The sequence below is a fragment of the Sphingobium olei genome, assembly GCF_042678845.1.
In the GTDB taxonomy this organism is placed as follows: Bacteria; Pseudomonadota; Alphaproteobacteria; order Sphingomonadales; family Sphingomonadaceae; genus Sphingobium; species Sphingobium olei.
Genome location: NZ_JBHTLS010000131.1, coordinates 163,820 through 177,635 on the forward strand (window position 1 = coordinate 163,820; position 13,816 = coordinate 177,635).

General features: G+C 65.2%; 10 protein-coding genes. 4 read left to right on the plus strand and 6 right to left on the minus strand.

The genetic code is table 11. From position 1 onward, the window contains the following. Positions 1 to 90 precede the first annotated feature (90 nt). Positions 91 to 1,683, plus strand: a complete 1,593-nt coding sequence (gene nadB / locus ACFQ24_RS15830) for an L-aspartate oxidase (RefSeq protein WP_380912919.1) — start codon at positions 91 to 93, stop codon at positions 1,681 to 1,683. Here the strand turns inward: nadB and ACFQ24_RS15835 are convergent. Then, on the minus strand, positions 1,680 to 2,507 hold the full coding sequence (locus tag ACFQ24_RS15835; protein WP_380912921.1) for an alpha/beta fold hydrolase: 828 nt from the start codon (positions 2,505 to 2,507) through the stop codon (positions 1,680 to 1,682). The genes nadB and ACFQ24_RS15835 overlap by 4 nt on opposite strands. A gap of 186 nt (positions 2,508 to 2,693) precedes the next feature. Here ACFQ24_RS15835 and ACFQ24_RS15840 point away from each other — a divergent pair, with 186 nt between their 5' ends. Continuing rightward, positions 2,694 to 3,830 (plus strand): serine hydrolase, encoded by a 1,137-nt coding sequence (locus tag ACFQ24_RS15840; protein WP_380912923.1) that lies wholly within the window; start codon positions 2,694 to 2,696, stop codon positions 3,828 to 3,830. A gap of 9 nt (positions 3,831 to 3,839) precedes the next feature. On the opposite strand, the gene ACFQ24_RS15845 is transcribed toward ACFQ24_RS15840, so the two are convergent. Further along, the gene (locus tag ACFQ24_RS15845; protein ID WP_380912925.1) at positions 3,840 to 4,643 is read right to left on the minus strand and encodes a transporter; all 804 of its coding nucleotides are present in this window, start codon (positions 4,641 to 4,643) and stop codon (positions 3,840 to 3,842) included. Between the two features lie 116 nt (positions 4,644 to 4,759). Between ACFQ24_RS15845 and polA the strand changes: the two genes are divergently transcribed. Beyond that, on the plus strand, positions 4,760 to 7,546 hold the full coding sequence (gene polA / locus ACFQ24_RS15850) for a DNA polymerase I (protein ID WP_380912927.1): 2,787 nt from the start codon (positions 4,760 to 4,762) through the stop codon (positions 7,544 to 7,546). 33 nt (positions 7,547 to 7,579) lie between these two features. Here the strand turns inward: polA and ACFQ24_RS15855 are convergent, their stop codons facing one another. Both ACFQ24_RS15855 and ACFQ24_RS15860 read right to left on the minus strand, forming a co-directional pair. Next, on the minus strand, positions 7,580 to 7,864 hold the full coding sequence (locus ACFQ24_RS15855; protein WP_380912946.1) for a TFIIB-type zinc ribbon-containing protein: 285 nt from the start codon (positions 7,862 to 7,864) through the stop codon (positions 7,580 to 7,582). Continuing rightward, positions 7,864 to 8,556, minus strand: coding sequence for a Bax inhibitor-1/YccA family protein (locus tag ACFQ24_RS15860; RefSeq protein ID WP_380912948.1), 693 nt, complete (start codon positions 8,554 to 8,556; stop codon positions 7,864 to 7,866). The genes ACFQ24_RS15855 and ACFQ24_RS15860 overlap by 1 nt, the downstream gene beginning before the upstream one ends. Positions 8,557 to 8,872: 316 nt before the next feature. On the opposite strand from ACFQ24_RS15860, the gene cysS reads away from it, so the two are divergent. Further along, positions 8,873 to 10,387, plus strand: a complete 1,515-nt coding sequence (gene cysS, locus ACFQ24_RS15865; protein WP_380912929.1) for a cysteine--tRNA ligase — start codon at positions 8,873 to 8,875, stop codon at positions 10,385 to 10,387. A gap of 7 nt (positions 10,388 to 10,394) precedes the next feature. On the opposite strand, the gene ACFQ24_RS15870 is transcribed toward cysS, so the two are convergent. Both ACFQ24_RS15870 and ACFQ24_RS15875 read right to left on the minus strand, forming a co-directional pair. After that, positions 10,395 to 12,263 (minus strand): ABC-F family ATP-binding cassette domain-containing protein, encoded by a 1,869-nt coding sequence (locus ACFQ24_RS15870; protein WP_380912931.1) that lies wholly within the window; start codon positions 12,261 to 12,263, stop codon positions 10,395 to 10,397. 81 nt (positions 12,264 to 12,344) lie between these two features. After that, positions 12,345 to 13,733 carry an alpha-N-arabinofuranosidase gene (locus tag ACFQ24_RS15875; RefSeq protein WP_380912933.1) on the minus strand — a complete coding sequence of 463 codons (1,389 nt, stop codon included), beginning with the start codon at positions 13,731 to 13,733 and terminating at the stop codon, positions 12,345 to 12,347. Positions 13,734 to 13,816: the final 83 nt, after the last annotated feature.

Here is a 13,816-nt window from a genome sequence, read left to right on the forward strand (position 1 = left end):
CCCTGAGCTTGTCGAAGGGCCTCCTTTTCTTCAAGACAGGGTGGGGCTTCGGCAGGCTCAGCCCGAACGGATCAAGAAACCAGAACAAGAATGACCACCACCCTCCACGATGTCGTCATCATCGGCTCCGGCGCTGCCGGGCTTACCGCCGCGATCAATCTGGCGCAGGACCGCAAGGTGCTGGTGCTGGCCAAGGGCGCGCTGGACGGTGGCTCCACCAACTGGGCGCAGGGCGGCATCGCCGCGGTGCTCGACGCTGGCGACAGTTTCGAGGCGCATGTCCACGACACGATGGTGGCAGGCGCGGGCCTCAACGACCGCGCCACCGTCGAGTTCGTCGTCTCCGAAGCCCCCGCCGCGATCGAGCGGCTCGCCGCCCTCGGCGTCCCCTTCAACGGCGGCGAGGAATTTGGCGAGCGCTGGCACCTGACGCGCGAGGGCGGCCACAGCCACCGCCGCATCATCCATGTCGACGACGCGACCGGCCATGCGGTGCAGGTCGCGCTGCTGAAGGCCGCGCGCGCCAATCCCAACATCACCCTGATGGAGGACATGGTCGCCATCGACCTCATCACCTCCCGCCATGGCGAGCGCTATTCGGGCGACGGCCATGTCTGGGGCGTCTATGCCTTCAACAAGGCGACGAATCGCATCGATACGCTGCTGGGCAAGGCGACGATCCTCTGCACCGGGGGCGCGGGGCGCACCTATCTCTTCTCCACCGCCCCCCGCGGCGCGACCGGCGACGGCATCGCCATGGCCTGGCGCGCCGGCTGCCGTGTGTCGAACATGGAAATGAACCAGTTCCACCCGACCTGCCTCTACAATCTGGAGGTCAAGAATTTCCTGATTACGGAGGCGGTGCGCGGCGAAGGCGGACATCTCAAGATTCCCGGCACCGGCGAGCGCTTCATGCCCCGCTTCGATCCGCGCGAGGAACTCGCCCCGCGCGACGTGGTGGCGCGTGCGATCGATCATGAGATCAAGCGCCTCGGTCTCGACTATGTCCATCTCGACATCAGCCACAAAGATCCCGAGTTCGTGAAGCATCACTTCCCGACCATCTATGCCCGGCTGCTGGACCTAGACATCGATATCACCAAAGAACCGATCCCGGTCGTGCCCGCGCAGCATTATACCTGCGGCGGCGTGGTCATCGACCTTGACGGCCGCACCGACCTGCCCGGCCTCTACGCCGCCGGCGAAGTATCCGAAAGCGGCCTCCATGGCGCGAACCGCCTCGCCTCCAACTCGCTGCTCGAATGTTTCGTCTTCGGCGAGGCGGCGGGCCGGCACATACGCGCGAACTGGGACGCGCTGCCCCCGCCCCCGCCGATCCGGCCATGGGACGAAAGCCGCGTCACCAACAGCGACGAAGAAGTGATCGTCCAGCACAACTGGAAGGAAATCCGCCGCTTCATGTGGGACTATGTCGGCATCGTCCGCACCACCAAGCGGCTGGAGCGCGCCCAGCACCGCATCGATCTTCTGTCCAGAGAAGTGGACGATTATTACGGGAATTTCCGCGTGACCCCCGACCTCATCGAACTGCGCAACCTGCTGGAAGTGGCGCGGCTGGTGGTTCGCTCCGCCCTTCACCGCAAGGAAAGCCGGGGTCTTCACTATACGCTGGACTATCCCGACACGCTGCCCGAAGCCGTCGACACGGTGCTGGCGCCCTAACCGGCCAGAAAATCCTTCAGCAGTGCGTTGAACCGGGCGGGCTGGTCGCCCATCACCATATGCCCGCTGGGGCCGACGGGCTTCAGCACAGCCCCTTTCTTAACCGCGTAGGCGCTGCGAAACCGGTCGGTGATGGCGGCGTTCATCTGCGCATCGTTCCCCACGGCATAGACGACCGCCAGGGGAACGGGCAGGCGCGACAATTGCGGTTCCAGGTCGATATTGGCAAGGTCGCGCAGCGCGTTGGCGATCACGTCGGGATCGCTGCCCTGTGCGCCGGGCGTGCGCGCGACCATCTGCGCCAGGTAGCGCCGCCCCGCCGCCGTCCCGGTCAGATAGCCGCTCAGCTGATCCGCCAGAAAGCCAAGACCGCTCGCCGTCCCGCCGACCATCGCCGCGCCGGCGGGCAGCATGTCGACCACCATCACCCGCCGGGCGACCCCCTTCAGCCCCAGCATCATCGCCAGCGTCCCGCCCATCGAATGGCCGACCACGGCGGGCCGCTTCAGCCCTGCGGCAGCGATGTAGCGGGCGATTTCGTCCGCCACCGGCTGCACGACGGGGCCGTTTGCATTGCCGTCGGCCGGCAAGCCCGCGAAGCCACGAACCTGCACCAGATGAAATCGATATCGGCCGAGCGCGCCGACCACGCCGTTCCAGACGGCAGGACCGCTGGACAGGCCGGGGATCAGCAGCACGTCCGGCCCGTTGCCGCGCACGGTCAAGGCAATGCGGCGCGACGCGAACGGCGCCGCCCAGCCCGGACGTGCCCATGCCAACCCGCCCGCCGCCGCCGCGCCGACCAGCAGCGTCCGCCTGTCCATCCTCTGCTCCATGCCGCCGCTATTGCCCGTCCGCCGCTGAACCGCAACTGAGCAATATCGATATGGATCAAGCGGTTGCACCCTTGCCCTTCCCTCCATCGTATTTCAGGAATCATTCGTCGCAGGGCCCTTGCCGTCTCGCCTCCCAAGCGCGCCATATGGCGGCAGAGAGTGCCGGGGTTATCAATGACATCGAATGGCAATCGGGGCGACACAGTGCGCCTCGCCCTGTTGATCGCAGCCTTGTCCGCCTGCGTCAGCGCGCCGGAACGGCCGGGCGCGCAGGCGGCAGCGGCGGTGCCTCAGAAAAAGCCGCAGCCTACGACCAATACGTGGCCGATCCGCCCCGTCGCCAATCCGCCCGAACCCTATCGCGACATCGACCAGAGGGAAGCGCCGCCCCCCGCGCTTGTCGAGGTAGTGCGCAATCTTGGCCAGAGCTTCAGCGGGAAGGTCGGGATCGCGGTCCGCCGCATCGGTGCGGACTGGACGGTGGCGTGGAACGGCAATGCCCTCTTTCCGCAGCAAAGCGTCTCGAAGCTGTGGGTCTCCATGACCTTCCTCGACGCGGTGGATCGCGGCAAGCTGCGCATCACCGACACGGCGACGATCACGAAGAACGACCTGACCCTGTTCCATCAGCCCAGCGCCATGATGCTGAAGGACGGGATGTGGACGACCAGCTATTCCGACCTGATGCGCCGCGCCATGACGCAGAGCGACAATACCGCCAACGACACGCTGCTGCGCGCCGTGGGCGGGCCGGAAGCGGTGCGTAGCTATCTCGCGCGCAAGATGATCCGCGACATCCGCTTCGGTCCCGGCGAACGCTTGCTGCAATCGGCGACGGCGGGACTCGACTGGCGTCAGGATTATTCCGTCGGCCGCAATTTCTACGCCGCCCGCGCCCGGCTGCCGATGGGGGTCCGGGTCCGGGCGCTCGACAATTATCTGGCCAATCCGCCGGATGGCGCCGCCCCCTCATCCATCGTCCACGCGCTCGCCAAGCTGAAGCAGAACCAGATGCTCTCGCCCGCCTCCTCGCGGCTGCTCATGTCGATCATGTCGGAAGCCAAGACCGGACCCCGGCGCATCAAGGGCGGCGTCCCTCCCGGCTGGTCCTATCTCCACAAGACCGGCACCGGGCAGGACCTGCCGCCGCGCTCGACCGGCTATAACGACATCGGCATCATGACCGCGCCTGACGGCACCAGCTATGCGGTGGCAGTCATGATCGGTTCCACCACTCGCCCCATCCCCGAGCGTATGGAACTGATGCAGGCAGTGTCGCGGGCCATCGCCGCCAACCATGAAAAGCGCTGATCTACGGGGTCAGAAGCGGCGCGTGACGCCGACATAAAGCTCCCGGTCGGGCGAGTCCGCGTTGAGGCCCAGGTTGACGCCGGCGTCGAATTGCAGATCGTCGCCCGGCTGCCATGCCAGCGACAATCCGGCCAGCGCCTGCGTGCTGTGATCTGATGGGTCACGGTCGCCCACCAACGACGTCTCGATGCTCGCCGAAACCGCATCGCTGATGTCGAGGCCAAGGCCCATAACGCTGCCATAGGCGAGATGGCGACCGTCGCCATCTTCATCCACGGCGGCATCGACCTCGGGCGTCAGTTGCAGAGCGACGCCCTTGGTCAGCTCGTAGCTGACGGGAAGGAGGAGTCCCGCGCCCCAGTCTCCCGCGCCGATCGCGGAACCGCCGGTCGGCAAGGTGGCGTAGGGCAGGACGGCGATGGAGAAGCCCGATCCATCCGGGTTGCGCAGATTCCGGAGCAGGCCGATCCGCACATCGCCCACCCCCGCGCTCCGATCGACAAGGCCGGTGACACGATCCCGCACCCGCTCATGACCATAGGCGGTCCAGCCGATCTGCGCCTCCAGGCTCTCGGTCAGGCCAAAGCGGAGGAGAAGGTCGCCGGCCTCCACCGTATCGGTGCGGCTCAGCGCATCCTTGTCGTGGGTCCAATCAGCGAGGCCCAGCTCCGCCACGACGCGCCCCGGCTCCACGGTACAGGGCGGCGTGCCAAGGCCCTGCCGATCCGTGCACAAGTCCCGCGCATCCTGCGCATGTGCGAGCACGGGACAGGCGGCCAGCGCGGCTGCGGCAAGCATCCACCGGAAATTCATGACGCCCCTCTCACCCGAATATAGCAACAAGGCAGAAATAATTCTGCACCATCCTTGTTCCCTTCAGAAGGCGGCAGCACTGGAGGGGGCGACGGTTAGCGGCTATCTCCCTCGCCATGACCCAGAATCATCTCTACCTCGTCGACGGCTCGGGCTACATCTTCCGCGCCTATCACCAGTTGCCGCCGCTCACCAACCGGCACGGCCAGCCCGTCGGCGCGGTCTATGGCTATACGACGATGCTCTGGAAGCTGGCGGAGGAGTTGGGCCGCGCGGAAGGGCCGACCCATATGGCGGTGGTGCTGGACAAGGGGTCGCACACCTTCCGCAACGACATGTACGACCAGTATAAGGCACACCGTCCGCCGCCGCCGGAAGACCTCGTCCCCCAGTTCCCGATGATCCGCGACGCCACCCGCGCCTTCTCCCTCCCCTGCATCGAGGAGGCGGGCTATGAAGCGGACGACATCATCGCCAGCTATACGAAGGCGGCGGTGGCGCAGGGCTGGCACGTCACCATCGTCAGCTCCGACAAGGACTTGATGCAGCTGATCCAGCCCGGCGTCGACATGTACGACACGATGAAGAATGAGCGGCGCGGCGCCGACTATGTCATCGGCAAGTTCGGCGTCGGACCGGAACTGCTGGGCGACGTTCTGGCTCTGATGGGCGACAGCGTGGACAATGTGCCCGGCATCCCCGGCATCGGACCCAAGACGGCGGCGAAGCTCATCACCGAATATGGCGGGCTGGAAGCGGCGCTGGATGCCGCGCCGCTGATGAAGAAATCGAAGATGCAGGAAAACCTGATCGCGCACGCCGACATGGCGCGCCTGTCGCGCCGGCTCGTCGCGCTGCACGAAACGATGGACCTGCCCGAACCGCTGGAGGAGCTGACGCTCAAGGGCATCCCCAAGGAACCGTTGCAGGCGTTCCTTGAGCATCATGGCTTCAAGACGCTGCTGGGGCGGCTCGGCGCACCGGCGGCTGCGGTGGCAGTCGCGGCCACCGCTGCGGCAATGACCGACGAAGCCGCCCCGCCCCCGCCCGCTTTTGCCGACGAACCAGCGATCGATCGCAGCCTCTATGAAACCGTGGTCACGGAAGAGGCGCTCGACCGCTGGATCGCGGCGGCGCAGGCGGAGGGCCTGGTCGCGATCGATACTGAAACCGACATGCTCGACTGCGTGTCCTGCGGCCTGGTCGGCATCAGCCTCGCCACCGGCCCGAACGCAGCCTGCTACATCCCCGTCGGCCATGGCAGCACCGACATGTTCGCCGAGCGCCCTCAGCAACTCGACAAGGCGCTTGTCCTTGCAAAACTCAAGCCGCTGCTGGAGGACGACGCCGTTCTCAAGGTCGGCCAGAATCTCAAATATGACCTTACCGTCCTGCGCCGCCATGGCATAGAGGTCGCGCCCTTTGACGACACCATCGTCATGAGCTTCGATCTCGACGCAGGCCAGTCTCTCGCCGGCCACGGCATGGACGAGGCGGCGCGGGTACACCTCAATCACACCTGCATCAGCTTCAAGGATGTGGTCGGCTCCGGCAAGAACCAGATAACCTTCGGCGAAGTCCCCCTCGACCGCGCGACCGAATATGCCGCCGAGGATGCGGACGTCACCCTGCGCCTGTGGAAGCGCTTCAAGGCCCGCGTCGCCAATGAAGGCGCGAGCCGCGTCTATGAACTGGTCGACCGGCCGCTCGTCGGCGTGATCGCGGGCATGGAATATGCCGGGATCAAGGTGGACCGCGAGGCGCTCTCCCGCCTGTCGGCCGAATTCACCGCCGGCATCGCCGCGCTGGAAGCAGAAATCCATGAAATTGCGGGGCAACCCTTCGCCATCGGCTCCACGCAGCAACTGGGCGCGATCCTGTTCGACAAGATGGGATACAAGGGCGGCAAGAAGGGCAAGTCCGGGGCCTACTCCACAGATGTCACCATCCTCGAACAGTTGAAGGCACAGGGCGCGCCCATCGCTGCCAAGGTGCTGGAATGGCGGCAGCTATCCAAGCTCAAATCCACCTACACCGATGCGCTTCAGGCGCAGATCAATAAGGATACCGGCCGCGTCCACACCAGCTATTCGCTGACCGGCGCGCAGACCGGCCGCCTCTCCTCGACCGATCCCAACCTTCAGAATATCCCGATCCGCACCGAAGTCGGCCGCCAGATCCGTCACGCCTTCGTCGCCGAACCGGGCAATGTCATCCTCGCGGCGGACTATAGCCAGATCGAACTGCGCCTCGCCGCCCACATGGCCGACGTGCCCGCGCTGCGCGACGCCTTCGCGGCCGGAGAGGACATCCACGCCGCCACCGCCGAGCAATTGTTTGGGGAGGTCAACCGGGATACGCGCGGGCGGGCGAAGACGATCAACTTCGCGATCCTCTACGGCATTTCGCGCTGGGGCCTCGCCGGCCGGCTAGAGATCAGCGCGGACGAGGCGCAGGACATGATCAGCCGCTATTATGAGCGCTTCCCCGGCATCAGCGTCTATATCAACGAGACGATCGAGAAGGCGCGCCGGCTCGGCTACACCGAAACCCTGTTCGGACGAAAGACATGGTTCCCGCGCATCTCCGCCCCGATCCAGCACGAGCGGCAGGGCGCCGAGCGCGCCGCAATCAACGCCCCGATCCAGGGCACCAGCGCCGACATCATCAAGCGCGCCATGGCGCGGATGGAACCGGCGCTGGAGGCGGCGGGACTGCCCAACGTGAAGATGCTGCTTCAGGTTCACGACGAACTGGTCTTCGAGCTGCCGGAAGGGGATGTCGAAGCCGCCAGCACGGTCATCCGCCGCGTCATGGAAAGCGCCGCCGAACCGATCGTGAAACTCAGCGTCCCCCTCGGCGTGGAAATCGGCACCGGCCCAAGCTGGGGCGCGGCGCATTGATGCGAAGGCCGGCTCTCACCGGACCGGCCCCCATCAATCGAACAACTCTTCCAGAAAGCTCTTCTTCCGCTTCCTCTGGAAGCTGACGCCATGGTCGTAATGCCCCCGGTCCGGGCGATAGCTCGCCACCCCACCCTGCGGCGCGGAGGCGATCCCCCCGGCCGACCGCTCGATGATCTTGTCCAGCTCGCCCCGGTCGAGCCATACGCCACGACATTGGGGACAATAGTCGATCTCCACCCCCTGCCGGTCCGTCATGGCAAGGCCGACATGACAGACCGGGCAGAGCATGGCCGAAACGGCGGCGGGATCGCGCATCACTCGCGCTCGCCGGTCAGGCTGAGCAGCGCCTGGAAGAGGTTGACGAAGTTCAGGTACAGCGACAGCGCGCCCATCACCTGCATCTTTTCCGCCACTTCCTGTCCGGCATAGTGGAAATAATCCGACTTGATGCGCTGGACGTCCCAGGCCGTCAGGCCTGTGAAGATCACCACGGCTAGGATCGACACAACCATCTGCAGGGCGGAAGAGCCGATGAAGATGTTGATGAGGCTGGCGACCAGGATGCCGATCAGGCCCATGATGAGGAAGCTGCCGACCTTGGTAAGGTCGCGCTTCGTCGTATAGCCCCACAGCGCCATGGCCAGGAACATGACCGCGGCCGAGAAGAAGGCCTGCGCGATGCTGGCCTGCGTGAAGACCAGGAAGATGCTGGCCATCGACACGCCCATCACCGCCGAGAAGGCCCAGAAGGCCATGCGGGCGCCAGCCGTCGTCATCCGGTCGATGCGAAAGCTGAAGAAGAAGACGAACGCCAGCGGCGCGAAGATCGCGACCCATTTGAGCGGCGTGCCGAAGATGGCCGCCGCGAGCGCGGGCGTGTTGGCGATGGCGAAGGCGACGAGGCCGGTGATGACCAGCCCGATGCCCATATTGCGGAAGATGCCCAGCATATGCGCGCGCAGCCCGGCATCGGTATCCACCGACCGGCTGGCGCCATAGCCCGGCATGCGTACGGGATTATTCACTTCTGCTCACTCCATCCAAAAGTTGGTTCGAGTGGCCCGGTGCGGTCTCCTGCGACGCTGGAGAGGGGGCTTGAGCGTCACACAACCTGCACCGAGCGCACTCGATGCGGTCCGACATCGCGACAGGATCAAAGGGGGCATGTCCTGTCGCCAGAGGGGCCCGGCCCGCATACGCAATCTGGGGTGGGGAACGCATGGGCGCAAGGGATCGCCGCGCTGGCAACATTTTATTACAAAGCCACTCGCGCGCCACCAAGGATTGACCCCTGCCCCGTCTCGCGACATGGCTTTTCCCATCATGTCCGATGACCAACATATCCCCGCTCCGCTGCGCCTGTTCAACAGCCTCACCCGCACGACCGAGGCCTTCGCGCCGATCGAGGACAATCATGCGCGCGTCTATAGCTGCGGCCCGACCGTCTACAACTACGCCCACATCGGCAATCTGCGCGCCTATGTCTTCACCGACACGCTGCGCCGGACTCTGCTGTGGAAAGGCCTCGCCGTCACCCACATCATCAACATCACCGATGTCGGCCATCTGACGAGCGACGCCGACGCGGGCGACGACAAGATGGAGGCGGCGGCGCGGGCGAGCGCGAAGAGCATCTGGGACATCGCGGCGCATTATACGCAGGCGTTCAAGCAGAATATCGCGGACCTCAACATCCTGTCGCCCAGCGAATGGACGGTCGCTACCGACTATGTGCCGCAGATGATCGAATTTGCGGAAAAAATTGCGCCGACGCACTGCTATGAGCTGGACAGCGGCCTCTATTTCGACAGTTCGACCGTGCCCGATTATGGCGCGCTGGCGGGCGGGCGCGACGATGCGGCCCACGCCCGGATCGACCCGGTAGCGGGCAAGCGCAACCCCAGCGACTTCGCCATCTGGCGCAAGTCTCCGCCGGGCGAGCAGCGGCAGATGGAATGGGACAGCCCGTGGGGGCGCGGCGCGCCGGGCTGGCACCTCGAATGCTCGGTCATGAGCCAGGCCCGCCTCGGCCAGCCGTTCGACATCCACACCGGCGGCATCGACCATCGCGAAATCCATCACCCCAACGAGATCGCCCAGAACCAGGCGTTCCACGCCTGCTGCGGGACGGAGATCGGCGCTGCGGAGGCGGGCTTCACCGGCGCGCGCTGGTGGATGCATAACAACTTCCTTGTGGATCGGCAGGGCAAGATGTCGAAGTCGAAGGGCGGCTTCACCACGCTCTTCACCCTGATCGACGCGGGCGTGCATCCGCTGGCCTACCGCCTGCTGTGCCTCGGTGCCCATTATCGCAGCGAACTGGAATTCAGCGCGGACAATCTAGCGGCCGCGCTGACGCGATTGAAGCGCCTCGTCATGGCGGTCGAGGGTCTGAAGGCCCGCGCCGAGGGCGTGACATGGCAATCGCCTCGCCTTGATTATCTGCGCGCCAACCTGCACCCGAAACTCGCGCCGCTGCTGGAACAATTCGACGCCGCCATCAGCGACGACCTCATGACGCCACGCGCTCTTCCCTTGCTGGAAGAGGCCGTCGCCATGAAGAAAGTGCCGGTGGACGAGAAGCTCTGCCTGATCGCTGCCTTCGATCAGGCGCTCGGCCTCAACCTGCTGACGCTCACCCGCGCCGACCTGCGCCTGACGCCCAGGGACGCGCAGATCACCCCGGAGGAGATCGAGGCCGAACTGCAACGCCGCACCGCCGCCCGCACCGAAAAGGATTTCGCTTTGTCGGACGAGATCCGCGACGCGCTCATCGCGCGCGGGGTCGAAGTGATGGATGGCGACCCGCTGCGCTGGGACTGGCGGCTGACACTGTAAGAAGCGGTCAGACCTCTTCCAGCGCGGCGGTCGCCTCCATCCACGCTTCTTCGGCGGCTTCCAGCTTCTTCTCGATCTCGGCGCGCTTCACCATGAGCTGGCTCGTCGTCATCTTCGCCTCCGCGCCGGTCGCCGCCTTGGGATCGAACAGCGCCTGGTCGATGCGGCTGCGCTCGGCGGTGAGCGCGGCCATTTCCTTCTCCGCCTTGCCCAGCGCATTCTTCGCCGCCTTCTGCCGCTCCCGCCATTGTGCGGCGTTGCGCTTTTCGGCCTTGCGATCGACCTTCGGGGCATCGCCCCCCGCCGCATTGCCGTCCGCCTTGCGCAGGATGATGTCAGTGTAGTCGTCCAGGCTGCCGTCGAAGGGCTGCGCCGTGCCATTATCCACCAGCACCAGCCGGTCGGCGACCAGTTCGATCATATGGCGGTCGTGCGACACGATCACCACCGCGCCGCTATAGTCGTTCAGCGCCTGCACCAGCGCTTCGCGGCTGTCGACATCAAGGTGGTTGGTCGGCTCGTCGAGGATCAGCAGATGCGGCGCGTCGCGGGTGATGAGCGCCAGCGCCAGCCGCGCCCGCTCGCCGCCCGACATGCTGCCGACCTTCTGCGTCGCCCGCTCGCCGGAAAAGCCGAAACGTCCCAGTTGCGCCCGTACCGCGCCGGGCGTCGCGCCCTTCATGACGCGAGTCATATGCTCCAGCGGCGTGTCGGTGACGTCCAGTTCCTCCACCTGATATTGGGTGAAATAGCCGACATTCATCTTGGCCGAGCTGTTCATCTGCCCTTCCATGGGCTTCAGCTGCGCGGCGATCAGGCGGGCGAGCGTCGTCTTGCCGTTGCCGTTGCGCCCCAGCAGCGCCAGCCGGTCGTCCGGGTCGATGCGCAGGTTGATGCGGCGCAGGATCGGGGTTTCGTCATACCCCACCGCCGCCATGTCCATGGTGATGAGCGGGGGCCGCAGTTCCGGCGGGCTGGGGAAGCCGAAATGCAGCGTCGGGTCTTCGATGGCGGCGGCGATGGGCTGCATCTTCGCCAGCGCCTTGGCGCGCGACTGCGCCTGCTTGGCGGTCGAAGCGCGGGCGGAGTTGCGGGCGACATAGTCCTGCAACTTCTCGCGCTCGGCCTGCTGCTTTGCCCGCGCCGCCTCCTGTTGCGCCAGCCGCTCGGCCCGCTGCCGCTCGAACGCGTCATAGCCGCCGGGATAGAGCGTCACCTTCCCGCCTTCGAGGTGGAGGATGTAGTCGACCACATTGTTGAGCAGGTCGCGCTCATGGCTGATGACCACCACGGTGCCGCGATAGGCTTTCAGGAAATTCTCCAGCCACAGCGTCGCTTCGAGGTCGAGGTGGTTCGACGGTTCGTCGAGCAGCAGCAGGTCGGGGTTGGAAAAGAGCAAGGCGGCGAGCGCCACGCGCATCTTCCAGCCGCCCGAATAGCTGTCGAGCGGGCGACCCTGCATCTCCTCGTCGAAGCCGAGGCCGACAAGGATGCGGGCGGCGCGCGCCGGGGCGGTGTAGGCGTCGATCGCGGTCAGCCGCTCATAGATATGGCCGAGCCGGTCGGGATCTTCGGTCGTCTCGCTCTCCGCCATCAGCGCCGCGCGCTCCTTGTCGGCGGCAAGGACGGTGTCGAACGGCGTCGCGCTGCCCGAAGGCGCTTCCTGCGCGATATAGCCCAGGCGCGTGTCGCGCGGCATGTCGCAACTGCCTTCGTCCGGGTCGAGCTGCCCGATCATCACCTTCATCAGCGTGGATTTGCCCGCGCCGTTGCGGCCGATAAGGCCGACGCGGCTGCGCGGCGGGAGCGAGGCGGTCGCGCGGTCGAGGATGGTGCGGCCACCCAAGCGCACGGTGATGGCATTCAGGTTGAGCATGGCCGGCCCTCTAGCAGAGGGCAGAGGCGACCGCAAAGGCGCGAAGGTGCGCCCCTTTAAGAAACAGCCATGACGGCGAAGTTACTCCGTTACGCTCAATACCGTCACGGACTTGGGCGGCAACGTCACTTGCAGCCGGCCGCCGTTCACCTTGGCGGAAATCGGTTGCGGTACGACGGTATCGGGCTTGTCGTAGCTGTTGATCGCATCGACACGCGACGCGGTCAGCACGGAACCGGACGCCTTGCGCGCGCGCATGCCCGTTACCGCCGCATCGATGTCCGCCGTCTTGTTCGGATCGACGTTGGTCAGCGCGATCCACAGCTTCCCGTCCGTGCCGCGCGCCGCGATTCCGTCGATGCGTGGCATGCTGACGTCGCCGAACGTATATGTGCCGGCCTGGAAACTGATCGGCAGCCGCGTTGCATTCTGAAACGGCACATACATTTTGAAGAGGTGGTAGGTGGGCGTCAGCACCATCTTCGGACCGTCGGTCAGGATCATCGCCTGAAGCACGTTCACCATCTGCGCGATCGCCGTCATGCGCACCCGATCGGCATGGCGCGTGAACATGTTGAGGTTGATCGATGCGATGATCGCGTCGCGGATCGAATTTTGCTGATGCAGGAAGCCATCCTTGCTGCCGGGCAGCTTGGCGAGCCATACGCCCCATTCGTCGATGACGAGCGGCACTTTCTTGTCGGGATCATATTTGTCCATGACGGCCGAATGGACCCGAATCATATCCTCCATCTTCAGCGTGTCCTTGATGAGCTTGGCATATTCCCGCTCGCCAAAGTCGATGCTGGAAAAGGGCGGCGGCCAGCTGATCCAGGTATAATTGTGCATCGAAAGCCCTTCGATGCTCCAGCTCCAGTCGTGGCTCTTCCACGCCTTCATCACCGCCTCGGTATAGGCCGTGTCCAGTCCGCCGGGGCCGACGGCGATCCGCTGCATGGGATCGGACCCCTTGACCGAACCGCCTGCGGGATTGTCGGTGCCCTGCTGTTCGAGATTGAGATTGCGGGTGAAGCGGGCATAGCGCTTCATCTCATCGACATAATAGTCGGGGGTGTAAGCGCCACCGCAGCTCCAGCTTTCGTTGCCGATGCCCAGAAACTTGACCCGGTAAGGCTTGGGATGTCCGTTGGCGGCGCGTTCCGCCCCTGCCGTCGTTCCGGGGTCAGCGGTCATATAGCCGAGCCAGTCGGCGGCTTCCTTCACGCTGCCCGACCCCATGTTGACGGAAATACAGGCTTCGGACCCGATCTGGTCGATGAAGTCGAAAAATTCGTCGGTGCCGAAGTCATTCTTCTCGAGCGCGTTGCCCCAGCTGCCGTTCACGGTCACCGCGCGCTTGGCACGTGGCCCGACACCGTCGCGCCAGTGATATTCGTCCGCGAAGCACCCACCGGGCCAGCGAACGCTAGGGTCAGGACCCATTGATGTGAGAGGCGTGATCTGATTCATGCTCCGTAAGGAGACTGAGCATGAGCGACCTGTATTGGCTGACGGACGAGCAGATGGCGCGGCTTGAGTCATATTTCCCGAAA